The 25,196-nt window shown below is 38.8% G+C and carries 28 protein-coding genes; 9 read left to right on the plus strand and 19 right to left on the minus strand.

What is annotated here, in order from left to right; genetic code table 11:
* The first annotated feature begins 35 nt into the window (after positions 1-35).
* Positions 36-1,133, plus strand: coding sequence for an ABC transporter ATP-binding protein (locus A6754_RS15955; RefSeq protein ID WP_066447894.1), 1,098 nt, complete (start codon positions 36-38; stop codon positions 1,131-1,133).
* A gap of 74 nt (positions 1,134-1,207) precedes the next feature.
* Here A6754_RS15955 and hxlA read toward each other — a convergent pair whose 3' ends face one another.
* The 8 genes from hxlA to A6754_RS15995 form a co-directional block, all read right to left on the minus strand.
* Entirely contained in the window at positions 1,208-1,825 is a 618-nt protein-coding gene (gene hxlA / locus A6754_RS15960; protein ID WP_066447896.1) for a 3-hexulose-6-phosphate synthase, read from the minus strand.
* Between the two features lie 61 nt (positions 1,826-1,886).
* A complete protein-coding gene (locus tag A6754_RS15965; protein WP_066447900.1) occupies positions 1,887-2,837 on the minus strand; it encodes a sugar kinase in 951 nt (316 codons plus the stop codon).
* Between the two features lie 48 nt (positions 2,838-2,885).
* Entirely contained in the window at positions 2,886-3,560 is a 675-nt protein-coding gene (gene rpiA, locus A6754_RS15970; RefSeq protein WP_066447906.1) for a ribose-5-phosphate isomerase RpiA, read from the minus strand.
* A 28-nt stretch (positions 3,561-3,588) separates the two neighbouring features.
* Positions 3,589-4,875, minus strand: a complete 1,287-nt coding sequence (locus tag A6754_RS15975; RefSeq protein WP_066447912.1) for a TRAP transporter large permease — start codon at positions 4,873-4,875, stop codon at positions 3,589-3,591.
* Positions 4,875-5,360 (minus strand): TRAP transporter small permease, encoded by a 486-nt coding sequence (locus tag A6754_RS15980; protein ID WP_066447915.1) that lies wholly within the window; start codon positions 5,358-5,360, stop codon positions 4,875-4,877. Before A6754_RS15980 ends, A6754_RS15975 begins: the two co-directional genes overlap by 1 nt.
* 18 nt (positions 5,361-5,378) lie before the next feature.
* Complete coding sequence (locus A6754_RS15985; protein WP_066447916.1) at positions 5,379-6,401, minus strand: TRAP transporter substrate-binding protein; 1,023 nt, start codon at positions 6,399-6,401, stop codon at positions 5,379-5,381.
* Between the two features lie 35 nt (positions 6,402-6,436).
* On the minus strand, positions 6,437-6,997 hold the full coding sequence (gene hxlB / locus A6754_RS15990; RefSeq protein WP_306806927.1) for a 6-phospho-3-hexuloisomerase: 561 nt from the start codon (positions 6,995-6,997) through the stop codon (positions 6,437-6,439).
* A 15-nt stretch (positions 6,998-7,012) separates the two neighbouring features.
* Entirely contained in the window at positions 7,013-8,017 is a 1,005-nt protein-coding gene (locus tag A6754_RS15995) for a LacI family DNA-binding transcriptional regulator (protein WP_066447922.1), read from the minus strand.
* 211 nt (positions 8,018-8,228) lie between these two features.
* Between A6754_RS15995 and A6754_RS16000 the strand changes: the two genes are divergently transcribed.
* Positions 8,229-8,948 (plus strand): sugar phosphate isomerase/epimerase family protein, encoded by a 720-nt coding sequence (locus tag A6754_RS16000; protein ID WP_066447925.1) that lies wholly within the window; start codon positions 8,229-8,231, stop codon positions 8,946-8,948.
* A 697-nt stretch (positions 8,949-9,645) separates the two neighbouring features.
* On the opposite strand, the gene A6754_RS16005 is transcribed toward A6754_RS16000, so the two are convergent.
* Positions 9,646-9,888 (minus strand): hypothetical protein, encoded by a 243-nt coding sequence (locus A6754_RS16005; protein ID WP_066447926.1) that lies wholly within the window; start codon positions 9,886-9,888, stop codon positions 9,646-9,648.
* A 261-nt stretch (positions 9,889-10,149) separates the two neighbouring features.
* Here A6754_RS16005 and A6754_RS16010 point away from each other — a divergent pair, with 261 nt between their 5' ends.
* Complete coding sequence (locus A6754_RS16010; RefSeq protein ID WP_066447930.1) at positions 10,150-10,368, plus strand: alpha/beta-type small acid-soluble spore protein; 219 nt, start codon at positions 10,150-10,152, stop codon at positions 10,366-10,368.
* A 70-nt stretch (positions 10,369-10,438) separates the two neighbouring features.
* On the opposite strand, the gene fumC is transcribed toward A6754_RS16010, so the two are convergent.
* The 8 genes from fumC to sigY all read right to left on the minus strand — a co-directional run bounded on the left by fumC (position 10,439) and on the right by sigY (position 17,708).
* Positions 10,439-11,818, minus strand: coding sequence for a class II fumarate hydratase (gene fumC / locus A6754_RS16015; RefSeq protein WP_066447939.1), 1,380 nt, complete (start codon positions 11,816-11,818; stop codon positions 10,439-10,441).
* 410 nt (positions 11,819-12,228) lie between these two features.
* Entirely contained in the window at positions 12,229-13,989 is a 1,761-nt protein-coding gene (locus A6754_RS16020) for an ABC transporter ATP-binding protein (RefSeq protein WP_066447941.1), read from the minus strand.
* 1 nt (position 13,990) lies between these two features.
* A complete protein-coding gene (locus A6754_RS16025) occupies positions 13,991-15,733 on the minus strand; it encodes an ABC transporter ATP-binding protein (protein WP_066447946.1) in 1,743 nt (580 codons plus the stop codon).
* Between the two features lie 397 nt (positions 15,734-16,130).
* Positions 16,131-16,451, minus strand: coding sequence for a YbjQ family protein (locus A6754_RS16030; RefSeq protein WP_066447948.1), 321 nt, complete (start codon positions 16,449-16,451; stop codon positions 16,131-16,133).
* Positions 16,432-16,635 carry a hypothetical protein gene (locus tag A6754_RS16035; protein ID WP_066451670.1) on the minus strand — a complete coding sequence of 68 codons (204 nt, stop codon included), beginning with the start codon at positions 16,633-16,635 and terminating at the stop codon, positions 16,432-16,434. Before A6754_RS16035 ends, A6754_RS16030 begins: the two co-directional genes overlap by 20 nt.
* 14 nt (positions 16,636-16,649) lie before the next feature.
* Entirely contained in the window at positions 16,650-16,859 is a 210-nt protein-coding gene (locus A6754_RS16040) for a sigma-Y antisigma factor component (protein WP_066447950.1), read from the minus strand.
* Positions 16,856-17,191: a YxlC family protein gene (locus tag A6754_RS16045; RefSeq protein WP_066447954.1), complete on the minus strand. Its 336-nt coding sequence runs from the start codon at positions 17,189-17,191 to the stop codon at positions 16,856-16,858. Before A6754_RS16045 ends, A6754_RS16040 begins: the two co-directional genes overlap by 4 nt.
* Positions 17,172-17,708 (minus strand): RNA polymerase sigma factor SigY, encoded by a 537-nt coding sequence (gene sigY, locus A6754_RS16050; RefSeq protein WP_066447957.1) that lies wholly within the window; start codon positions 17,706-17,708, stop codon positions 17,172-17,174. Before sigY ends, A6754_RS16045 begins: the two co-directional genes overlap by 20 nt.
* Positions 17,709-18,055: 347 nt before the next feature.
* On the opposite strand from sigY, the gene A6754_RS16055 reads away from it, so the two are divergent.
* On the plus strand, positions 18,056-18,370 hold the full coding sequence (locus tag A6754_RS16055; protein ID WP_066447960.1) for a hypothetical protein: 315 nt from the start codon (positions 18,056-18,058) through the stop codon (positions 18,368-18,370).
* A gap of 33 nt (positions 18,371-18,403) precedes the next feature.
* Positions 18,404-18,922, plus strand: a complete 519-nt coding sequence (locus A6754_RS16060) for a universal stress protein (RefSeq protein WP_066447963.1) — start codon at positions 18,404-18,406, stop codon at positions 18,920-18,922.
* A 199-nt stretch (positions 18,923-19,121) separates the two neighbouring features.
* Here the strand turns inward: A6754_RS16060 and A6754_RS16065 are convergent, their stop codons facing one another.
* Positions 19,122-19,580 carry a helix-turn-helix transcriptional regulator gene (locus A6754_RS16065; protein ID WP_066447965.1) on the minus strand — a complete coding sequence of 153 codons (459 nt, stop codon included), beginning with the start codon at positions 19,578-19,580 and terminating at the stop codon, positions 19,122-19,124.
* A gap of 215 nt (positions 19,581-19,795) precedes the next feature.
* On the opposite strand from A6754_RS16065, the gene A6754_RS16070 reads away from it, so the two are divergent.
* Positions 19,796-20,926, plus strand: coding sequence for a histidine kinase N-terminal domain-containing protein (locus A6754_RS16070; protein WP_066447969.1), 1,131 nt, complete (start codon positions 19,796-19,798; stop codon positions 20,924-20,926).
* A gap of 83 nt (positions 20,927-21,009) precedes the next feature.
* Here the strand turns inward: A6754_RS16070 and A6754_RS16075 are convergent, their stop codons facing one another.
* Positions 21,010-22,233, minus strand: a complete 1,224-nt coding sequence (locus tag A6754_RS16075; RefSeq protein ID WP_066447972.1) for a dicarboxylate/amino acid:cation symporter — start codon at positions 22,231-22,233, stop codon at positions 21,010-21,012.
* 247 nt (positions 22,234-22,480) lie between these two features.
* Between A6754_RS16075 and A6754_RS16080 the strand changes: the two genes are divergently transcribed.
* The 3 genes from A6754_RS16080 to A6754_RS16090 all read left to right on the plus strand — a co-directional run bounded on the left by A6754_RS16080 (position 22,481) and on the right by A6754_RS16090 (position 25,178).
* Positions 22,481-23,032: a GNAT family N-acetyltransferase gene (locus A6754_RS16080; protein WP_066447975.1), complete on the plus strand. Its 552-nt coding sequence runs from the start codon at positions 22,481-22,483 to the stop codon at positions 23,030-23,032.
* Between the two features lie 303 nt (positions 23,033-23,335).
* Positions 23,336-23,737 (plus strand): MerR family transcriptional regulator, encoded by a 402-nt coding sequence (locus tag A6754_RS23445; RefSeq protein ID WP_082851710.1) that lies wholly within the window; start codon positions 23,336-23,338, stop codon positions 23,735-23,737.
* Between the two features lie 64 nt (positions 23,738-23,801).
* Positions 23,802-25,178 carry a hemolysin family protein gene (locus A6754_RS16090; protein WP_066447984.1) on the plus strand — a complete coding sequence of 459 codons (1,377 nt, stop codon included), beginning with the start codon at positions 23,802-23,804 and terminating at the stop codon, positions 25,176-25,178.
* The last annotated feature ends 18 nt before the right edge of the window (positions 25,179-25,196 follow it).

Here is a 25,196-nt window from a genome sequence, read left to right on the forward strand (position 1 = left end):
ACAATAAACGTATCTAAGACGGGGAGCTGATTTACATGGCAGAATTGAAATTAGACCATATTTACAAAATTTATGATAACAAGGTAACTGCTGTAGAAGACTTTAACTTGCATATTAAAGATAAGGAATTTATTGTTTTTGTTGGACCATCTGGATGCGGAAAGTCCACTACACTCAGAATGATTGCAGGGCTGGAAGAAATTTCTCAAGGTGATTTTTATATAGATGATAAGCGTGTAAACGATGTTGCCCCTAAGGACCGTGACATCGCAATGGTATTCCAGAACTATGCATTGTATCCGCATATGAGCGTATATGACAATATGGCTTTTGGATTAAAGCTGCGCAAGTTTCCAAAGGAAGAGATTGATCGACGTGTGCAGGATGCAGCAAGAATTCTTGGACTGGAAGCTTATTTGGAACGAAAGCCAAAGGCTTTATCAGGCGGTCAGCGCCAGCGTGTAGCACTAGGGCGTGCTATTGTCCGGGATGCTAAGGTATTCTTAATGGATGAGCCGCTTTCAAACCTGGATGCTAAGCTTCGTGTACAAATGAGAGCAGAAATTGCCAAGCTTCACCAGCGTCTGCAAACTACTACGATTTATGTTACACATGACCAAACAGAAGCAATGACGATGGCGACTCGCCTTGTTGTTATGAAGGATGGCATCATTCAGCAAGTCGGAGCACCAAAAGAAGTATATGAAAAGCCTGAAAATGTTTTTGTCGGCGGCTTTATTGGCTCACCTGCTATGAACTTTTTCAACGGTAAGTTAAAAGAAGGCAAATTTTATATTGGCGATGTTGCCCTGGCTGTACCAGAAGGAAAATTAAAGGCTCTTCGTGAACAAGGTTACGATGGAAAAGACATTATTTTTGGCATTCGTCCTGAGGATATTCATGATGAGCAGCTTATGATTGATTCATTCCCAGAGACTACGATTCAAGCGAAAATTGATGTTTCCGAATTAACAGGAGCTGAAACAATGATTTACGCCAGCCTTGCAGGTCAGGATTATATTGCACGTGTTGATTCCCGTTCTGATATTAAACCAGGACAGTCTCTGCAGCTTGCATTTGATATGAACAAAGGTCATTTCTTTGATGCTGGCACTGAGCAGAGAATTCACTAATTTAGATTAATGTAAAAGAAATCCCCGGGTTCATTCACCCGGGGATTTCCTTTTTTAGACTTTTTATATTGGTTCTATTGAAGATTAGCTTTCATCATGTGTGCAGCCGCCGCCGGGTCTTTTGCACCTGTCAGAGAGCTGCCAGCAATGATGATATCCGGCTTGTGTCCGGCAATTTCACGTACGTTATCGAGATTAATTCCACCTGCTACTGCCACTTTAAAATCAAAACCTGACACAAGTGAAAACAATTCCGTGTTAAACTTGCCAACCGTCTGCTGATCTTTACCAACATGCAAGCTGACAAGCTGAACACCAAGCTCCTTAAGCTCCTCTATTCTTGCTCTTGAATGAACCTCCAGTAAATCGACCATGACCTGTTTACCCATTTCTCGTGCAGCCTGCATTGTGTCCTTTATTGTCACATCTGACGAAAACGCCATGACTGTCGTAATATCTGCTCCTGCCTCAAAGGCTTGCCAGGCTTCATGCTTACCTGCGTCACATGTCTTCATATCAGCAAGAATTAATTTTTCTGGGAAAAGAGTGCGCAATTCACGAATGATCGACATTCCATACTCTTTAATAACGCCTGTTCCCACCTCAATAATATCAATGTTCGCCTCAGTTTCTTTCGCAATGGTGATACACTTTTCTTTTGTTAATCGATCTAATGCCAGCTGTAATTTCAATATAACACCTCGTTTATCTTTCGTTCACAACTGTCAGTACCCTAAGACTGCTGCAAATCTATTATCTTTCAATCCGTTCCACTTCTCCAAGTCTAGCTTGAACATCTTGCAAATACGGCAACCCCTCATTATCTCCCTTAACAGAAACCACCATCGAACCAATCGTATTTGCAAAATGAAGAATCTTCTCAAGAGGCCACTGATATAAAAATCCATAAATGAAACCTGCATTAAATCCATCCCCTGCTCCAACCGTGTCAACAACCTTTGCAGCTTTTACAGGGGCAGCATTCACTGTTTTACCTTCCATGTATCCAACAGAGCCTTTATCGCCTTGCTTTATTGCAATCACTGAAATACCTAATGCCTTTGCTTTTTCAATAATAATGGCTGGATCCTTTTCACCGAGAATAATCTCCATTTCTTCATCGCCAGCCAGTAAAATATCAACTTGCGGAAGGATTTCTGATAACACTTTGCGTGCCTCTTCTTTACTCCACATGCGAAGGCGGATATTGGGATCAAATGAGACTTTCACGCCATTTGTTTTGGCGTATTCAATCGCCTTCTTAATCACTTCAATATTTCTCTCGCCTATTGCAGGATAGATGCCTGTAATGTGAAGAATTTTTGCCTGACTGATATACGTTTCATCTAAGTCCTGCCCCGTCATTGTCAATGTCGGTGATTTATCACGGTAGAAAAAGGTTCGTACATTGCCGTCCTCCATAATCTCTTTGAAATTAACGGAAGTCGGATAGCCGTCTACAAATTCTACTTCTGAAACATCGATGCCTTCTCCGCGGGCATAATTTAGAATATACCTTCCAAATTCATCATTGCCCAGTCTGCTGATGAAGCCAGCTTTTAAGCCAAGACGGGCACAGCCAATTGCTGTGTTAAGCTCTGCACCGCCTATTCTTTTCTCAAAACTGTTTACAAACTTCATCGGACCTGTTGCTATTGGGTTAAATGCGATCATCGCTTCCCCAATCGTAATAATATCCATCATGTTGAAGCCTCCAAACTTTTCTCCCCTGATTCTTTCTCTTGGAGAATACTACTCTTGCTTTTTTTGAAACAATTCGATTTCTCCCTTGTTGGCAACAATCACTTTGTCTGCCATATCTGCAAAAATCCCCGTGTCCACTACTCCAACCAATTCAACTAATTTTTCATGTAATGTAGCAGCATCATCGATGTGGCCAAAGGAACAATCAAGGATGTAGTTCCCATTATCACTGATAAAAACTTCCCCATCTTTTTTCCTTAATACTGGGTCACCGCCTAGCTTTTTAATATATTCAGCGGTAACTTCAAAACCAAACGTCAGAACCTCAATCGGCAGCGGAAAACGGCCTAATGCGGAAACCACTTTTGATGAATCGGCAATAATAATCAGCTCATCTGCACAAGCATCGACTACTTTTTCACGGACGAGCGATCCGCCCCCTCCTTTGATCAGATTCAAGGAGGGATCAATTTCATCAGCTCCATCAATTGCCAAGTCAATATGTGTGGTTACTGAAAAATCTACTAGCGGAATCCCCAATTCTTTAGCCAGTTTCTCCGTCTTTTTTGATGAAGGAATTCCTTGTATTTGGAGTCCTTCTTGAACCCGTTTCCCAAGCGCATGAAGCATGAAATCAACGGTTGATCCTGAGCCTAAACCAACAGTCATGCCATTTTTCACATATTTCACAGCTTCCTCAGCAGCTATACGTTTATCGTCCATCTTAATCAATCACTCCTCAAACATTAACTTAGAATAATCCCGGATTAATCGCTTTCGGAATAAAGAATGCAATCTCTGGGAAAAACGCGATAAACAGCAGGACAATCACAACAATTGCAATATAAGGAATAACAGCTACAAACGATCTTTCGATTGACATATCGCCAATTTTTGCTGCCAGTAATAGACAGAGCCCATATGGCGGTGTAATCAGCCCAATTGCTAAGGTGATTACAACAATAAGTCCTAAGTGAACTGGATCCATTCCAAATTCTAATGCTGTCGGCAGAATGACTGGCACGAATAATATCATCGCTGGAATTGCATCCATAAAGGTTCCAATGAAAAGGAAGAATGCGATTAGAATAATAATGAACAGCCATTCTGAGCCAACATTATTTGTAAAGAATTCTTGCGCTGCTGTTCCCAGCTGATAATAACTCATCAATTCGCCAAGCGCGCTTGCACAAGCTAAAGCAAATAAAGACAATGAACTTAATGCAAGTGTATCCATTAAAATCTTCGGCAAATCTTTTACTTTTAGCGTTTTATAATAAAACATACAAACTAGTAAAGTATACAGTGAGGCTACTGCAGCAGCCTCTGTAGCTGTAAAAAAGCCCGTTACGATTCCTCCAATAATGATGATTGGTGTCAGCAGGGCCGGAATCGCTTCAAGGAACAGCCTCGCAAATTTTTTAAACTCGACTGCTTGTGAACGAGGATAATTTCTTTTTACAGCAAGTATATAGACAAAAAGCATCATGCCTAAACCAATTAAAATTCCTGGTACAATCCCGCCAAGGAACAGTGCACCAATACTAGCGTTTGTTAAACCAGCAAAAATAATCATTGGAATACTTGGCGGTATAACAACTCCTACCGTAGAAGAGGCAGCTGTTACACCAACAGCCGTTTCTTTGTCATAGCCTTTTTTAAGCATACTGGGAATAAGAATTTTCCCTACTCCAGCTGTATCGGCCTGGGCCGCACCTGAGACACCTGCAAACATCATGGAAACAAGAATATTGGCATGCGCCAGACCTCCGCGGATTGGTCCCACAATCGCGAGTGCCAGATTAATCAGTTTTTCGGAAATTTTTCCTGAGTTCATTAAGTTGGCTGCCAAAATAAATAATGGTACCGCTAACAAAACAAAGGAATCAAGACCATTGACCATCTTCATTGGTACAGTGGCTTCAGGAGTGTATGGAATTCCTGTTATGCCGAGAAGCGCAACGATCCCTATGACGAAAGCAATTGGCACACCAATTAGCATTAAAATAATAAATAAGCCAAGCAGTAAAAATCCCATTACGCTCTAACCTCCTTCTCTTTAAGAGATTGGATGTGATTCAGCAGATGTGAAAAAGAATAAATCAGCATGGTTCCTGCCATAACAGGGATAGCAAGCCAAATGTAGCCCATTTGCATTTCAGGGAATGTTGCCCATGTGTAATTCCAAAATTCCCTTACAACAATGATTCCCAAAAAGAAAATACAAACGTTAAAAGCAATTAAGACAAGATCATTAAAGATATTAAGAAAGACTCTATTTTTTCCTTTTAATTTTCTCTGGAAAAAATCAAAATTAAAATGTTCACGACGGTTGACCATAACGGCTGCACCCATAAACATGGCCCAAATAAACGAATAATTAGCGACTTCTTCTGTCCATAGTATCGATATGCCTAAATGCCTTGTAACAATTTGCAATAAGATAACTGCAAAGAACACCGTTAAGAAGACAATTCCGAGTGTCATTTGGATTTTTTCAAGTGTCTGAACAAAACGTTTCATCCCGATCCCCCCTTTGGATTATTCCAGGTCAACAATTTTCTGCAGCAGCTCTTCTACTTCAATTTCCTTTGCAAAATCTTCTAGAATGGGTCGTGCGATATCAATAAAAGGCTGTGTATCTATTTCGTTAACAGTCGCACCTTCATCAATAGCTTTTTCCTTATACTCTACATCTTGGGCATTTGTTGCATCACGCTCAGCTTTCACCGATTCTTCCGCTGCTTTTAAAAGAATTTCTTGTTGTTCTTCTGAATATTGATCAAATTTCTCCCCATTGATTAATAGAAACCTAGTTGTATAGTCATGACCTGTTTCCGTGATATACTTTCCGTTTGGTGTCGTATGGTGAGATTGCTGCACAAAAAACGGGTAAGCGTTTTCAGATGAATCAACAACATCCTGCTGTAATCCTTGATATAGTTCTCCCCAAGAGATCCCTGATGGAATGGCTCCAGTTGCTTCCCAGAAATCAGAAACAACACCAGACGTTTGCGTTCTTATTGAAACACCTTGAAGGTCTTCTAAAGCGTTAAGCGGTTTCTTGCCATAATAATGACGGACACCAGCAGACCAATAGCCTAACAGTTTAAAAGAATTATTGGATTTTTCATTGATAATATCTCCCATCTCTTTTCCAATCTCACCATCCACGACATTTAGCCAATGATCATAACTGGTAAACAGATATGGAGCAGAGAATAAATCAACTTCCCTAATTCCGGTTTGAGTCATAAATCCAGGAGAAACAAGAACCACATCCGCCGCACCTAACTGAAGCTTCTCAACCAGCTGTGATTCTTCTGTCCCAATTGTCCCAGCATGGACTTCAACTTCTATACTTCCGTTTGATTCACGTTCAGCTACTTCTTTAAACTTTAGCATTCCAACCTGATAAGGATTATCTGGAGAGGTTTGATTATGAGCAGCGATAATTTTTATTTTGCCGTCTCCATCGCCATCAACTTCATTGCTGCTGCATGCAGCCAAAATACCAATGGTCATACTAATAAGTAATAGAAAAGTAAATTTGTGTTTCAGCATGTTTCTTTCCCCCTTGTCGTCATTGTTTTACCAAACTATTCTAAATTTGCATGTTTCTGATTTAGACTTTTATGGCTTTTTCCCTCAGGCTGCTGCTCAAGCAGATAAACCACAATCGCATCTAAAAGCAGATGTGCTGCCTGATCGAATTGACTTCCAAGCGGCTGAATCGTCTCTGGCTCTGTGGCAAGACGTTTTTTTGTTGCAGCAGGAATCACAACTGTACACTCGCTGAATTCTCCAATAACCGAATCTTTGTTCGTCGTTACTAACGCTACTTTTGCATCAATTTCTCTTGCTTTTTTAGCATATTGCACTAATGTGCCGGTGCTCCCGGAACCGGAAATCGTCAGCAGCACATCTCCTGTTTCAATACTTGGTGTAATGGTTTCACCGACTACGTAAACAGGGTATTCGCTATGCATGAGCCTCATGGCAAATACTTTCCCGACCAGCCCCGAACGACCTGTGCCCGCAATAAAAATTCTCTTTGCGTTTTGCAGAACATCTGCCAACTGTGTTGCTTCCTTTTCGTCAATCTGTGCTAATACGCCAGAAATTTCACCAGCAATCGTATCAATGATTCTTTTCATCATGTTCACCTCTAAAATTTATAATGATTCTCTTTCTATTAACGTTGGTTCAAAACGATAAATTTCTGCTTGATTTGGCTCTTCTTTTTGCTGAATCCTTTTAAATAAAAGCTCTGCAGCCTTCTCTCCCATTTCAAAAGCAGGCTGAGCCACTGTCGTCAGACCTGGATTGTAGATATCTGCAAAAGAAACATCATCTATTCCAATCAGCCCGATGTCTTCAGGTATACTTAGCTTATTTTTCTTCACATAAGACAGAAGCTCCATTAAACTGCGGTCATTTGTCGCCAAAATTGCTTTTGGCGGTTCACTGAGCTGAAATAAATGGTGTATTAGACTCTGCATGTCTGTCGTCTTTCCACTCACAATAAATTCTTCCCGAATGGAAAGCTGATGGTGCTCTAACGCTTTCTTATATCCGCTCAATCGCTCCACCCTTGGTGTAACGCCTGGCTCTATTGGCGGAGATAAAACGGCAATTTTTGAATAGCCATGCTTTACGAATGAATCTACTGCCAGAAAAGAGGCTTTCTCGTTATCAAGCAATACAGTATCTGTCTGCAGTCCATTAATCAGGCGATCAATAAATACTACAGGATAGTTCTCAGAGATTAACTCTTGATATTGCTCAATATTCTTCCCGGTTGGAAACAATATGAGGCCATCAACTTGCTTGGCTCTTAACATATCAATATACTTCTTTTCTTTTTCCGGCTGATCATCTGCATTGCAAATAATTACGTGAAAATCCTTCTCATTGCAAACATCTTCAATTGCCCGTATTACCTGTGTTGAAAAAACATGCAAGATGTTCGCGACGATCACACCAATCGTGGTAGTCGATTTTTGTTTTAAACTTCTTGCTAAAATATTGGGTCTATAGCCGAGTTCATTAATCGTTTCTTCAATACGGATTTTTGTATCTTCTCTCATATAATCAAAACGCTGATTTAAATATTGAGATACCGTGCTTTTTGAAACACCTGCATGCTTTGCAACATCTGCAATTGTAACTTTCTTCATTCCGTTTCTCCTAGCTATATGAAAATTAAATCGGTTTACTAAATCGGTTTAGTGAAATTATAAAATAAATGTAAGCGTTTTACAACCCGTAATTTAAAAATAGTATTTTTATTTTCAAAACCGTCACACAATTATAGATAAGCGTTTACATCCATGTTATGATGAATCAACTAAATCGATTTAGTTGTTAAATTGCCTGGGAGGTTCGATCGTGACAAAAGTAATTCTGCCAACACTCATTTTTACTAAACAACTTTCAATAGAAGAACAAGTGGCTATGATAAAGGAATTTGGTGCTGATGGCATTGAAATTCGCCGGGAGCGACTGGAGAATATCTCGGAGGATTTAAGGTTATTTAAACAGGAGATTGGTATGGCGGTTTTTGATGCTGTCATTTATTCTGTTCCAGTAGAGTTATGGCAAGACCCTTTCTCTCTAAATCCGGATGCGATACGTGCATTAAAAGAAGCAGAATTTCTAAATGCAACTCACATAAAGTTTTCACTAGGAAAATTTGACGCAAAACATGCTGATGCAAAAGGGTTTAAAGAATGGATCGCATCAAATCTGCCAAGTTCAATCAAGGTGTTAGTAGAAAATGATCAAACTCCTTATGGAGGAACGCTGAATTCGATCTTGTCTTTTTTTCAATGGCAAGAAGAAACGTCTATCCGGATGACTTTTGACGTTGGCAACTGGACTGTACAAGATGAAAACTGGAGTGCTGCCCATCAGGAACTAAGCACCTGGATCGAATATCTTCATTTAAAAACTGCAGCAAAAACGAATGAAGGCTGGGTTAATAAACCGGTGGATCTTGAACATTTAAAACTCCATTTTCCAGCGTATACAGCGATCGAATTTCCATTAGATAACCCGGGGGTTGAGGCACCGCAGTGGATTGATATGATTAGGAGAGCAAATGGCTAATTAATAGAATTTAACCTGCTGATAAATATGGGGGTGTTGTGATTTGGAATGCGGCCGCGGAAACCAGATAAAGGGGAATTGTGGATGATATATGCGTAAGTAGACAGCGTTATCCAAATAAAGGTAATTAGGGGCGTAATAAACGCTTAATCACGACAGCATTATCCAGAGAAAGGTAATTAGGGGCGTGATAAACGCTTAATCACGACAGTATTTTCCAGATAACGGTAATTAGGGGCGTGATAAACGCTTAATCACGACAACATTTTCCAGAGAAAGGTAATTAGGGGCGTAATAAACGCTTAATCACGACAGTATTATCCAGATAACGGTAATTCGTGGCCTGATAACGCTTAATCACGACAGTATTATCCAGATAACGGTAATTCGTGGCGTGACAAACGCTTAATCACGACAGTATTATCCAGATAACGGTAATTCGCGGCCTGATAAACGCTTAATCACGACAGTATTATCCAGATAACGGTAATTCGTGGCCTGATAAACGCATAAACACGACAGTATTTTCCAGATAATAGAAACCAGTGGCATGATATGCTTAGTTCGCGACTATTTCCTTTATGACAATATCCACACCAAGCTAATGAGGGGTATGAGAAATTCATACGCCTTATTTCCTTTTCCATTTACAGCAGCTCAATGTATGACCCACCTATCCCCTCTCTGAGCTCTCAATTTATTCCTCCAAAAGCTTCACGCTTTCACTTCCGCAATGATTACATGTCAGCAAATGCGGACACAATTGATCTCTATAATCATTTTGGTAGCCATCCTCCATTTTCATAAGATCTGTCGGCATGTACGCACTATAGTCATCATAATAATCCATAATCTTGCCATGATCATTCATCTCTTTGCCGCATTTATTACATAATTCATGAAGCTCTCTAAAACCATTACATATTGAACAGACTCCCATTGTTCCCATCCTCTCTAACGTTATAGGTAATGATAGGTTATGTAAAAAGTACGTTTTTTCAGATGGAAAAAATTACTGTATTTATTTCGCATAAACTTCTCAGAATCAAACATAATAGTTAGTACAAACAGCGGGTCACACACACCGCAGCAACTTATACCGATGGGTTAACCCACTAGATGGAGCAAGAGATCTTGCGCTGGTGCAAGTCCAGCTAACCCAACCATCAAACAAAAAAATTCATGAGGAGATGAATCAAAAATGACAAACCAAACATCAAGCAGAAGCAATTCCTCAAACCAACTTTTAGTACCAGGAGTATCTCAAGCACTTGACCAAATGAAGTACGAAATCGCTTCAGAATTCGGTGTAAACTTAGGTGCTGAAACAACTTCACGCGCTAACGGATCTGTCGGCGGTGAAATCACTAAACGCCTTGTGCAAATGGCTGAACAACAACTTGGCGGCGGTTCATTCTAATATCATTTACATTTTGTAAAAAATTTAATATTATGGCTTGGCCCCCTTATAAAGGGGGCCATTTCCAATATTAAACCATTTTTTGCGGATCAACCCATTGGTTAAATTCTGCTGTATTAACATAACCCGTTTTTAGTGCAGCTTCCCGTAACGTAGTCCCTTCATTAAATGCCAGCTTCGCAATCTCCGCTGCTTTTTCATATCCAATATGAGGATTTAATGCTGTGACAAGCATAAGTGAATTCTGGACATGCTCTTGAATCATTTCAACATTTGCTTCCAAGCCGACCATGCAATTTTTGTTAAAAGAGGTCATTCCGTCCGCTAAAAGAGTGACGGATTGAATAAAGTTATAAATGATTACCGGCTTAAAAACATTCAATTCAAAATTCCCCTGACTCGCAGCAAAACCAATGGTTGCATCGTTTCCAAAGATCTGACTGGCGATCATCGTCAATGCCTCACTCTGTGTCGGGTTTACTTTCCCTGGCATGATGGAGCTGCCAGGTTCATTGGCAGGGATGGATAATTCACCAATTCCGCTGCGCGGTCCACTTGACAGCCACCTAACATCATTGGCTATTTTCATAAGATCAGCCGCCAGTGCCTTTAGTGTGCCATGAGCCTGCACCGTTTCACTATGACTCGTCAAAGCCTGGAATTTATTATCAGAGGATTTAAAAGGATAACCAGTAAAACTGGAAATTTCTTTGGCTGTTTCTTCTCCAAATTGTTTATGTGCATTAATTCCCGTTCCTACAGCAGTCCCGCCAATCGCAAGGTCTTGTAAGTATTTTAAAGCATCTGAAATCATGTGCTGATTTTTCTCAAGACTGCAGCGCCAGCCGCTGATTTCTTGTCCTAATGTGAGTGGTGTCGCATCCTGCAAATGTGTGCGCCCAATTTTAACGATCGATTGATATGCTTCTTCTTTTAATTTGATGGTTTGTTTAAGATCGTGCAAAGCAGGCAGGAGATTTTCTGAAAGCCCTTTGTATGCAGCAATATGCATAGCCGTCGGAAAAGTATCATTCGAGCTTTGTGACATATTGACATCATCATTCGGATGAATGTGCTCATCACTTTTCTCTGCTTCTAAAATTTCATTTCCCCTTTTCGCAATTACTTCATTCATATTCATATTCGTTTGTGTTCCACTTCCTGTTTGCCATACTGATAAAGGAAAATGCGTATCCCATTTTCCTTCCAGGATTTCATCACAAGCTTTTACAATGGCCGAACTCTTTGCTTTTGACAATCCGCTTAATCTTTCATTCACGATTGCAGCTGATCTCTTTAAAACCGCGAAAGCATAGATTAGTTCCAATGGCATTTTTTCAATGCCGATATTAAAATTCTCCTTGCTCCTCTGCGTTTGGGCACCCCAATATTTATCCGCTGGAACATTGATCTCTCCAAGTGTATCTCTTTCAATTCTATATTCACTCATGTTTCCTTTGTCCCTCCTTAAATTTCTACTACCCTAATATATTCATTTCCCCCATATTTAAACGTTTATAAACATATTTGCCAGTTAAAATGAAAAAAGGTGGTGTTTAAATTAGTTATGGGTCAGGAAACCTGTCCCTTAGATCCCACATGGATCAAGGAACCTGTCCCCATAACCCATAACCCATAAAAAAAACTGCCTCACGGAAACCCCGCAGACAGTTATGCTTTCGCAATAGCATAGCCAATAAAATAACCAAGTATCATAATGCTTGCTATTGCTAGTGTAATTGAAAAGTCTTCCATTTATGTTATCCCCCTTTAAAAGGAATCTTCCTTTTTAACATACCACGCATTAGAAGGGGATTTTCATACATGTCAGTACGATTCTGTGTCCTTTATTTGAACATTTTATGAACGAATGCCGAGAGCAGATTCCTTATATAATGATTTTGCCTGCATTTCGTACATTTGCTGATAAATGCCGCCACTCTCTAAAAGCTCGTCATGAGTACCTTGTTCTTTAATGACACCTTTTTCGAGCACAATTATTCGGTCTGCATTTTTGATCGTTGACAGACGATGTGCAATGATAAATGTCGTACGTCCTTGCTTTAAGACATCCATAGCATGCTGAATGATTTCTTCTGTCTCTGTATCAATATTGGAGGTTGCTTCATCTAAAATAAGAATAGCTGGATCAAAGGCCAATGCTCTTGCAAATGAGATGAGCTGCCGCTGACCGGACGATAACGTGCTTCCTTTTTCAATAACCGGTTCATCAATGCCTTTTTCCAAGTGTCCCAGCACACGATCGGCACCAACTGCTTTTAATGAAGCTTCTACTTTTTCTCTTGAAATCGTCGGATCATTAAGATTGACATTAGAAGCAATGGTTCCTGTAAAAAGGTATGGATCCTGTAGCACAATCCCCATATGTTTGCGGATGGATTGTCTTGGCATGGACGTAATATCTATCCCATCGATCATGATCTTCCCTTTTGATGGATCATAAAATCTGAATAGCAGGTTCATAATTGAACTTTTTCCTGAGCCTGTATGACCCACAAGTGCAATTGTTTCTCCTTTTTTCGCTTCAAACGATAAATCCTTCAAAACGTAGTTGTCAGCTTTATAAGCAAAAGAAACATGCTCAAAAACGACATGGCCGTCGTATCGAGGAATATTCTTTTCTGACACATTTTCTCCAGTAAGCTGCAAAACTTCAAACACACGGTTCCCGGCTACTAATGACCGTTCAAGCTGTGAAAACTGGTTAACGACATTTGTTATAGGATTAAATAGTCGAGTTAAATAGTCAACAAAGGCATACAAGGTTCCGGCCGATGCAACCTCCCCAGCTGTAAAAGACTGTGTGCCAAAGTAGATAATAAAAATCATAAACATAATCAGACGGATCGTATTCACTAGATTAAATGAAGTAGCTGAATCTAAAAACAGCAGCTTTCGCTGATTTTCATAATGAGATTCATTCATCTCATCAAATTCTTTTGTCATTTGTTTTTCGCGGCGAAAAGCCTGAATAATCGTCATTCCTTGTATCGATTCATTAATCATGGCGTTCAAATCAGCAATTTTTGTCCGAATGATATCATTATATTCAGCTGCATATTTGCGATAAAGAATCATCCATAAATAAACAATCGGGATCATGACCAAAGATATGGAAGCCATTTTCCAGTTCAGTATGAATAACGCTGCATACACGCCCAAAATCGATATTGCACTAGTTGCAAAATTGGATAGCACCTGAACATATAAATTTCGAATTGCTTCCGTATCATTCGTAACACGTGCAACCACCTTTCCAGCGGGAAGATGATCAAAATATTGAATCGGCAGCTTTTGGATGTGTCCAAAAACGTCTTTGCGCAATTTTTGAATAATCCTATTAGCGCCCATCTGAAGATAAATATACATAAAATATCTGAGCAGTGCTGTTGCCAGTGCTAATACAAAATATAAGGACAGCAGCCAAGCAATCGGTTCAATTTGCAGATCCCCCACTACCATATGCTCATCAATAATATATTTAGCTATAAACGGACCTGCAAGCTCTGTCAAAACTGCGATCGATAAGAAAAACAATCCTAAAAAAATCGGTTTCTTAAAATACATGGCATATTGAAATAATTGTTTACCTGTGCTCATTTTATGCCTCGCCTCCTTCTAGCTGCTGGCGGTCATATTGCTCTTTGTACCAGCCTTTTTGCTGCAGGAGCTCTTCATGTGTACCTTGTTCAATAACTTGCCCGTTATCCAAAACAATGATTAAATCTGCATGCTGTATTCCGGAGAGACGATGTGTGGTGATAATCGTTGTTTTATCACTTCGTTCGCTCTGTATATTTTTGATAATACTCGTCTCTGTCTTTGCATCCACTGCAGATAACGAATCATCAAGGATCAAAATTTCTGGATCTTTTATTAATGCGCGTGCGATGGAAACACGCTGCTTTTGACCACCAGATAAAGAGACACCTTTTTCTCCTACAAGGGTATTTAATCCATCAGGCAGATTTTCTAAATCCTTAGTAAAGTGAGCAAGGTGAATCGCCTTATTAATTTCCTCTTCAGAAGCATTTTCTTTTCCAAAAAGGATATTTTCTCTAATCGTCCTTGAAAATAAAACATGATCCTGCGGCACATAGCCGATCCAATCCAGGATTTGATCTTTCGTTTGTGAAGCTATATCCACATTGTTAATACTTAGTCTGCCTTCTCCAATTGGATATTCACGGAGCAATTGTCTTAAAAAAGTTGTTTTTCCAGCACCTGTTTTGCCAACAATTCCAAGTGTTTCACCCTTCTTCAAGGCTAATGAGATTTCCTGCAGGTTTTTCACCTGACTTGTTGGATACTGGAACATTAATGATGTAAAACCAATTGAATCAGGGCTTTTCACAGCAATCGGAGATACGCTATCACGAACATCTGCCTGATAATTCAACGTTTCTTGCACACGATCAAGCGATGCATTTCCCTGCTGCATGACATTAATCAGTTCTCCAATGGCAAAAATGGGCCAAACAACGATTCCTAAGTAAACATTGAATGTAACAAGCTGGCCGACTGTAAGCTCTCCTGCTGATACGAGAACAGCTCCATAACCAATCGCCACAACATAACTGATACCCGTTCCAATTTTCGTTATTGGATTAAAAAGTGCATTGATTTTCACAGTATCCATATTCTTTTGGTATACATCCTCCGACATGTCAGCGAAGTTCTTTTCATCCTTCTTTTCCTGCACATATGCGCGTACAACCCGGACACCTGCAACAGATTCAAGAACATTGTCATTTAGCACACCAAACGAATCCTGAGCAAGCATATACCTCTCGTGTACAAGCTTTCCAAGATACTGAATAAGTACCGCCATAATCGGGACAGGCAGCATCGCGAAAAAAGTCAGCTTCCATGAAATTAAGAAACCCATTGCACAAATAATGGCTCCCATGTAAAGAGTCGAGTCAATTAATGTCATAATACCGAAGCCAGCTGTCAGAGAAACAGCATTTAAATCATTCGTTGCCCGGGCCATTAAGTCACCAGTCCGGTTTTTTTCATAAAATGTAGGTGTCATCTTCAAAAACTGAAGCATCAGCTTTCGGCGCATAATCTTTTCTAAATCAATAGCACCGCGAAATAAACGGTATTGCCAAATAAAGTTTAAAATATATCCGCCTATAATAATGCCAATAAAAATATAAACATACTGCATTAGATTTGCTCTGGTAAATTCTCCAGACGTAATCTGATCAATAATTTCTCCCAGCAAAAAGGGAGGAATGACCTCTAAGACACTTGCAATGATCAGCAATACAATTGCTATTGTATATTGCTTCCAATACTGTTTAAAAAACCAGCCTAGCTTTCCTAATACATCAAACATAATTTACACCTGCTTTCTCTTTCAGTAAGCCGAAGCTACCCTCCATCCAGCAACACCTTTTTAAAATTCAGTTGGGTTTGTCTGTTCCAAATCATCATCCGCCAGCTCCTTTTATTTCGAGTCACTAAATTTAGGCAAAAATAAAGATGCATACCCAAAAAGAGCATGCATCTCATCTTAGGAGGTATAGCGATTTGCTCATACCTCACGTATAATTGCCAGAAGTTTACGCGAAATTCGGATATGAACAATGTATGAAGTTGGATTTATATACTAGTCTTTTCATTTTCATTGTTCTCTCCTCCTTTTTTGTAAAAATATTAGTGCTCTTGAAGATTACCATTTTTTTCTGATAATTGTCAACAGTCAGAAGTCCGTATTTACACTTTTTAGAGTATTACCCTTCTTCCACATATACCGCCGTTCCATAAGCAATGATTTCGGCAGCATTTTGCATAACCCCCGCTGTCTGCAGACGCATACCAATGATCGCATTTGCACCTTTGCTCCTCGCATCTTCCACCATTCGTCCAATTGCTTTTTGACGCGCTTCCTCCATCATCTCAGTGTACTCCGAAATCTCACCGCCAACAATCGTCTTTAATCCTGCAAGAATGTCTTTTCCGATATGTTTTGACTGAATGGTACCTCCTCTGACAAACCCTTTCCATTCTTTAATGACCTTGCCTGGTACTGTATCAGTAGTTGTGATAATCATTTTGATCGTCCTCCTCTTTTTCTTTTTTACGCTCTGCTATTAAAACGATTATTAATATAATGACAGCAGCAAAGTATAGGATATAAAAAATAATGGCAGTCCAAATATGAATAAATAACATAACAAAACAAACCAATTGTCCTAAGAGTGCTAACCATAAAAGCCATTGTTTCATTCTCTGCATAGGCACCATTTCCTTTACCTTTTATCGTCCTTCCTCCATTGCTTTTTAATAAAAAATATATATACCAGCAATGGAACTGGAGCTTGAATCATGCCGATAACTCCCCAAAACCAATAATTATGTCCGTTTTTTCTTGCATCTCTAAACAAAAAGACGCTTTGACAAATCAATATGACTGCCGCACAGATAATAACGGGTAGAGAATGTTCAACCTCGGTATTCATAACTGTCTCCCCCTTTTCCGGGAACTAGACAAGGTGCCATAGATCAGTATGAGCAGGAAAACAGCTATTTGAATCAGAATAAAAATCTTTGGACTGCTATACAGCGTGAATAGGACGAAGCAAAGAACGGTTAATCCTATGAAGGCAAAGAGCCAATTGTCCCGATGCTGCTTTTTCTTAATATGCTGTATTTGATGCGCAGTATACCGTTCAAACCAATCTAAACCCCTGCTTTCTTCCTCAACACTATTATCTAATCCGCTCAGACCGCGAACAAGCTCTTCTTCTATTCTTTTCAGGTCCACATCTTGCCTATTTTGATTCTCTTCCATCTGCCTTCAGCTCCTTTCTGATCGCTTCGATCCCATTGTGTACCCTTGATTTTATGGTCCCTTCGGATTTATTCATCATCTCAGCAATATCAGCGTAAGAATAGCCGTAATAATGCTTTAATATGATCGGTATTCTCATGTTATCTGAAAGAGTGCCAAGTACCTGCATCGTATCATTCCAGTCTTCATTATGGTATTCGATCTGCCATCTCATTTGGCGTTGATGGATCTGTTCCTGTCTCCATAACTGATATCGGCTGTTTTTCCGTTTGCTATCTACATATACATTTGTAGCAATTGTAATCAGCCATGAAGAAAACTTTGCTTCACCTTTATATAAGGAAATCTTCTCGATCGCCTTTGCCATTGTTTCTTGTGTTAGGTCTTCGGCTGTATACTTGTTCATTGTAAGCTTGATGCAATATTTAAAAAGGAAAGGATAATGTGTATGCAGCAGCACTGCCAGGGATTGCTGGTCACCTCTTTTAGCTTTTCTTATTAATACCTTATCTTCCATCCAAATCCCCCGCTTCTGCTTCACTCTATCTATATGACGAATAAGTCGGACAAAAGTTCATTTTTATTTTTACATTTTTCCTGAGATGATTTTTTCCATGACACTATGTCTGCTGACATAAATGAATTAGTGCGATACACCGGCAGGAAAACGCTTGCCTTAAAGTAGAAATCCACCTAGCTCTGTAACAAAAAAACAGTATTGTCGTACAATTTAGGACTAATGTAACGATTTTAGTCCTATTATCACATTTTCCTTTGAACGGTTTACTTTGTTTTTTCCACGGGTATTTTTCAGATAACAAAGCAAAGTGATCAGATATTACATCATTAAAAGGAGTTTTTATCATGAATAAAATCGAATCAGCATCAGTAATCATAAAAAACAAATTATCTATGAAAACAATTTTAGATCTATATCAAAAAAGCAAAAGCTTCAATGGCTCAGCATTCTTATATAGCGGAAATAAACTGACTCAGGTTAAAAACCTGCCTAAACTGGTATCTTTCTTATTAACCGTCACTCCTGGAAGTATTGTAAAAATTATTGTGGAGGGCAGCAGTTCAGAAAAACACCTGCAAAGCATAGCAGACATCTGTCAGCAGTCCCACAGTAAACATTCTCTCAAAAGCAATACATCTTATAACTCAATCCAGATTTAATTCTTATTAAAATTGCTAAGGAAGGTGATGGCCATGAATGAACAATTAAACTGTATAGTAGTCGCATATGACGATTCAACTGCAAGCCAAAATGCACTGAAAATGGCAAGTAATCTTGTAAAAGGCAATCCTGAATGTTCATTATATATTGCTCACGTTTTCGAAGAAAAGGTAGCAAATACAACTTTAGATTCACAGCCTGGTTATCAGCCGCTCCGGGCAAACGGATTTGGTTTAGAAGGCATGCCTATTCCACCTGCAGAGGATCGATATGAAGATATTTATCCCAACACCCATGCCCAAGTCAGCAATAGTGCAGATCAGGCCCTCTTTAACGCGAAACAAATCACAGCTGGTCTTCATGCCAAAACAGACTATGAAGTGTTAAGCGGAGACCCTGCAGAAAGCGTTTGCGAATTTGCAGCTGAAAAAAATGCAGATCTCATTTTAACTGGAAGTTCTCAAAAAAGCGGATTAAAAAAATTATTTGTTGGCAGCACAAGTGAAAAAATATTAAAAAATGCACCATGCTCTGTTTTAGTTGCACAATAAATAGATTGATAAAAAAGAAAGCATCTCTAAAGAGGTGTTTTCTTTTTATGGCTTCATGTAATTTAAACTTATAGGCACCTATAGATTCCTAAAATAAAAAAAAGCAGCCGCAGCCGCTTATCAATTGTTTTCTCATCATTCTTTTAGCATCTCTACAATTCTTCTATTCATCTCAAACCGCAATGAATCAGTTATAAGGTTATAAGTACTCTTTCACTGCTTCCTGAAATCGTTCTTTAGAAGATTGTTCATCAAAACTGCTATAAATTCGAAAGTGGTCTTGATCAATAATACGGAAATGCTGACTAATAATGTTTTGCTGAAGAATTAGACCATTTTTCTTCTCCATTTCACGCCACCATATTTTTCCGCCCATTGTTTTTTCTTTTCTGTAGTCAATTCCTTCTCTTGCAATTGTTTCAAGGACTTCCAATGGTTCGTTTCCAAATAAGAATCTAACTGTTTCGGTTTCGCGAAAAAGTGCACATACAGCTACAACTGTAGACCATCCGGCTTCAGCTCTGCCTTTTTCAATTTGCACGAGGGTTTTCTTTGAAACACCGATGATCTCAGCCATTTTGTCTTGGGTGTAGCCAGCCTCAGTTCGAATGAGCCGTAATTTTTCGGATACTTTCATAATAATTTCTTCTCGAGTCAATATCGATTCAGTCCTTTTTACTTCGTGTAAATTTACACGTGATATCTCTATTATAAAACGAAATCCTATTTTATTTCAAATTCTAAATATCTTTATTCATATGATTCGAAATACCGATTTTACGATTTTTCTATTTCTCCTAAAAAGGAATTTAGTGTTTGTAAGCGAATCTATTATAGTAAATAAACGAAAATCACTAAATTATGGAGGCCTTCATGCAAACTGTCACAAAAGAAACTGTCCTGCGTTGTTTGCAAGCGAATAAACAAGAACTGTTAAGTGATTGGATGAAACAACTTAAAACGAAAACCGATGACCCTCATGCACAGCAGATCTTCATGAACGGAAACGATATGTTTGAATTATTTATTGAGTCACTTTTAGATCAAGAACATGTTCTCAATGAAAAGATCAGCATTTTTGCTTTAAAAATTGCACATCAGCGCGTAGAAGCCAATATAAACATTGGTGATTTTGTTTTCAATGTGAATTGCGGAAGAGCAGTCATATTAAAATTTGCCTTAACATTACAATTAGAACTTGATGAACTGCAGCTGTTTGTAGATCGATTAAATTCCTGCTTTGACCAATTCTTATATTATTCCGTATCCCATTATAGTGAAACTCAAAATAACATAATTAAAGAAAAAACACAGTTTATCGATTCTACCCATAAAGATCGGCTGACACTGCTTGGACAAATGACATCAAGCTTTATCCATGAATTCAGAAACCCGCTTACCTCAATTCAAGGTTTTATCCAGCTGCTAAAGGCAGAACATTCTGATATGAAATATTTAGATATCATCTCAAATGAAATCGAGCAGCTGAATTTCCGCATTTCCCAATTCCTGCTTCTTTCTAAAAAAGAACTAATAGGAAAAGAAAAGATCGTTTTTTCTTTAAACGATTTAATAGAAGAAGTACTGATCTTTCTTTATCCGAGTATACTTGATGGCAAGGTAAAAACAATACAGGCGCTTGCTGAAGATATATATCTTGAAGGCTATGAAGACGAAATAAGACAAGTATTTATTAATATTATTTTTAATGCAATTGATGTTTTAAGCCCTGACAGAATAAATCCCATTATTGAAATCAGAACTTTAAAGGTCGATGACAAAGTTAAGGTAGATATTGAGAATAACGGGCCGCAAATCCCTGACAATCTTGTTTCAACCATATTCGAGCCCTTCTTTACAACCAAAACACTTGGAACTGGGCTGGGTCTCTTTGTTTGCCGGGAAATTATTGAAAAGCACCGCGGCACCCTTACATGTACATCAGAAACAAGCAAAACAGTGTTTAGCATTCTGCTTCCGATTGCTAAAAGGAACCATAACTGATTATCAGATCAAAAAAAGCTTGCCGAGCGGCAAGCTTTTTGACTTTCAATATAGAATGGCATCATCATATTGTCTTTTAATCTTTAGGCTTTCTTCTGTAACCTTTTCTCCTCTGTATTAGCTACCACTACCGCACAGGCAGCGTCACCTGTAATGTTCACAGAGGTTCTAACCATATCAAGCAAACGGTCGATCCCAATAATTAAAGCAATTCCTTCAACTGGAAGGTCTACTGATTGCAGAACCATTGCCAGCATGATCAAACCTACTCCTGGAACACCAGCAGTCCCAATACTTGCTAATACAGCAGTTAAAACAACGGTCATCAATTGCGTTAATGACAAATCTGATCCGTATACCTGTGCAATAAAAATTGTTGCCACACCTTGCATAATAGCCGTTCCATCCATATTAATGGTAGCTCCAAGCGGCTGTACAAAACTGCTGATAGGTTCAGGAACACCCAATTTTTTCTGCGCCGTTTCCATTGATAGCGGCAATGTTGCATTACTGCTTGAGGTACTAAAGCCAACTCCCATTGCAGGAGAAAACCCTTTAAAGAACTTAAGTGGACTCATTCCGCCAAGAAAGTATACAGACGAGCCATATGTTACTGCTGCATGAACAAATAAGGCGCCTAAAACGACAAGCATATAAACACCCATTGCCTTTATTGCGGAAAAGCCTTGACTGCCTATTGCTGAGGCAATTAAACCAAATGTACCATAAGGTGCTACCTTCATCGCCAAGCCAACTAAATACATCATAACTTCGTTTCCTTGCTCGATGAGATTCACAATTCCCTTTGTTTTCTCTCCCAATCTAGTTAAAGCAAATCCTACTAATACGGCAAACACAATAATCTGCAGCATATTACCTGAGGTAAGTGCTTCAAAAGGATTGCTCGGTATAATGTTAATCAATGTTTCACTAACAGGCGGTGCTTCCTCTGTACTATACTCTGCATCTGCCGTATTAAATTCTCCAATCAGACCTGGTTTAAAAATCATAGCAAATCCTATACCAATAATGATGGCAATGGCTGTCGTAATTAAGTAATAACTTACCGTTTTAACCCCTATTCTTCCAAGATTTTTGGGTTCACCTAATCCCGTCACACCTAGAATAATAGAAAATAGAACGATAGGAACGACAAGCATACTAATAAGGTTAATAAAGATGGTTCCTAAAGGATTAAATAAATACGTATCAAGGGTGGAAAATAAGTCTGGCGCAGATAAATTTAATATAATCCCAACAATTGCTCCAGCAATCAACCCAATGATTATTTTAGTTGTTAATTTCATGTATGTCTTCCTCCATCATTCATTTTCGAGCTGAAAACCATTTAAGGAAAATCCTTCTAATTTTCGTATTTATACCCTTTTATAGTATAGCTGAAACTAAGCCGCCAACAAAATAAAATACACTATACAAATACATCCAGTCTGTAATCCCTTTACTAAGCTTGTTTATTTTTAAAATACTGAAAATAATCTTTTTTTTTCTTCATACATTCGTTATGATGATGTTAATTCAGGAGGGGGAATCATCATGTTTACGTTAAAAGTTGACGAAGAATTAGAGCTGCAATTATTTCAGCTTCAGCATACCGAGGAATTATTTGCTTTAGTTGATTTTAACCGGCAGCATTTGCGAAAATGGCTTCCGTGGGTAGATAACACCACATCTGCTGTTCAATACAACTCGATTATCCCAATGTGGCTAAAGCAATTTGCCGATAATAATGGCTTTAATGCGGGCATTCGGTATAAAGGAAAATTAGCAGGCTCGATCGGCCTTCATCAAATCGATTGGCATAATAAACAGACAAGCATTGGATATTTTCTGGGTGAGGGCTTCCAGGGCAAAGGGATTATGACAAGAAGTGTACAGGCAATAGTAAACTACAGCTTTTTAGAACTTAAGTTAAACCGGATTGAAATCCGCTGCGGAATCGGCAACACGAAGAGCAGGGCTATACCAGAAAGACTTGGATTCACACAAGAAGGAATTGTTCGCGATGCTGAATTTCTTTACGATGATTTTCATGATCTTGCTGTATATGGCTTGCTGTACCGTGAATGGTTTGAAAGTTTAAAGTAACAATAAGAATCAGCGATCTTCCCATATGAAAAAATAAGACATTTCATTATGGGGAGGATTGCTCTTTTTATCTGCCACATATCCCCTCCTCACTCTAAAATCAATCTGTTTCCCCACATACTTAACAAATCAAATGACCACCATTAAAATCAGAATATTTCGTAATCATTTTTTTATTCAAATTTCATATACTTTTATATATCCATTTTTTCCAACTGGAACGTTTGACTGTATGGTTTTTAGTAACGTATAATAATTACAACTAATGATAAGCTGAGGTGGTAAGATGGGGCATTATATCGCATCGGTGAACTAGCAGAAATCGCAAATGTTTCTAAAAGAACAATAGACTACTATACATCTATAGGTCTAATCCAAGCGACGCGTTCAAAGTCTAATTATCGATTTTATTCGGAAGAAGTATTAGTTGATTTACGCTTTATTGAGGAATGCAAAAAAATGCATATTCCTTTAGAGGAGATTAAGAGAAAACTAGAAATGAGGACAAATAGGGAAATTCGCACTGTAGAAGTTGAAATGCAAATCGATGCAGTAACATTGCAAATGAAACAGCTTCAAAATGAAATATCCGTCCTTATGCCGCTCATTAAGAATTTGGATGAGAAAAACAAAAACGGTTTTTCTAAAAAGCTTTCACTGGAAGGATCTGCATTGCTGCAATCACTTGTCAGTCTAACGAGTTAACCTTATTTTTCCATTAATCAGGAGGTGACACCCTGCCCGTTAACACGGGAGAAGGGGAACTTATTTGGACATATTTAATTTGGTTATTTTCGCCACTTTAATTGCTTTGACGGCATTTTTTGTAGTTTCGGAATTTGCCATTGTGAAGATTAGAAGCTCACGAATCGATCAATTAATTGAAGAAGGCAGTACAAGAGCGATAGCCGCAAAAAAATTAATTACCAATTTAGATGAGTATTTATCAGCATGTCAGTTAGGGATAACCATTACTGCCTTAGCACTCGGATGGCTTGGAGAGCCTACTTTTGAAGTATTGCTTAGTCCAATTATCCAGTTTTTCGGTTTATCCGATGATGTTTCACATGTACTCATTATTGCATGTGCATTTTTAATTGTTACATTCCTTCATGTTGTAGTTGGAGAGCTTGCACCGAAAACGCTGGCGATTCAAAAGGCTGAAGCAGTGACATTAATTATTGCACATCCACTTATTTGGTTCTATCGCATCATGTATCCATTTATTTGGTTCTTAAATGGATCTGCACGCTTTTTAACCGGATTATTCGGATTAAAGCCTGCATCTGAACATGAACTTGCCCATTCCGAGGAAGAGCTTCGCATCATTCTTTCAGAAAGCTATGAGAGCGGGGAAATTAACCAATCAGAGTTCAAGTATGTAAATAAAATATTTGAGTTTGACAATCGAATTGCAAAAGAAATTATGGTTCCGCGGACAGAAATTATTTCCTTATCAAAGGAAGACAATGTAGAAACCGTCCTTCAGACGGCACAAACAGAAAACTTCACAAGATATCCTATTATCGATGGTGATAAAGACCATATTATTGGCATGATTAATATGAAGGAAGTCATGACCGACTTAATTGCAAAAAAGAATACAGCGGTGAAAACACTTGAGCCTTATATTCGTCCAATTATCCGTGTAATTGACAGTACCCCAATTCATGACCTGCTGTTAAAAATGCAAAAAGAACGCATTCATTTAGCTATTTTAATGGATGAATACGGCGGTACATCAGGTCTTGTAACCGTGGAAGATATTATTGAGGAAATCGTTGGAGAGATTCGCGACGAATTTGACAATGACGAAATCCCAATGATTCAAACGGTTAAGGAAGATCATTTTATCATCGATTCAAAAGTGCTTGTCAGCGAGATCAATGACATGCTCGGAATCGATATCAATGATGAAGATGTTGATACTATTGGCGGCTGGATTTTAACGGAGAATTATGAAGCACAAGAAGGTGACGTGATTACCCACGGTTCATATCGATTTAAAGTGATGGAAATGGAAGACCATCACATTAAATACCTTGAAGTAAACCGTCTTCCTGAAATATTGGAACAGGCTCCTCAAGCTCTGCCGCAGCAGCAGACAAAACCGGTCGCATTAACAGAAACAGAAGTTATGCCATAATTGAATGAAGCAGAAAAT

This window comes from Cytobacillus gottheilii (assembly GCF_001636345.1).
Taxonomy (GTDB): Bacteria; Bacillota; Bacilli; order Bacillales; family Cytobacillaceae; genus Cytobacillus; species Cytobacillus gottheilii.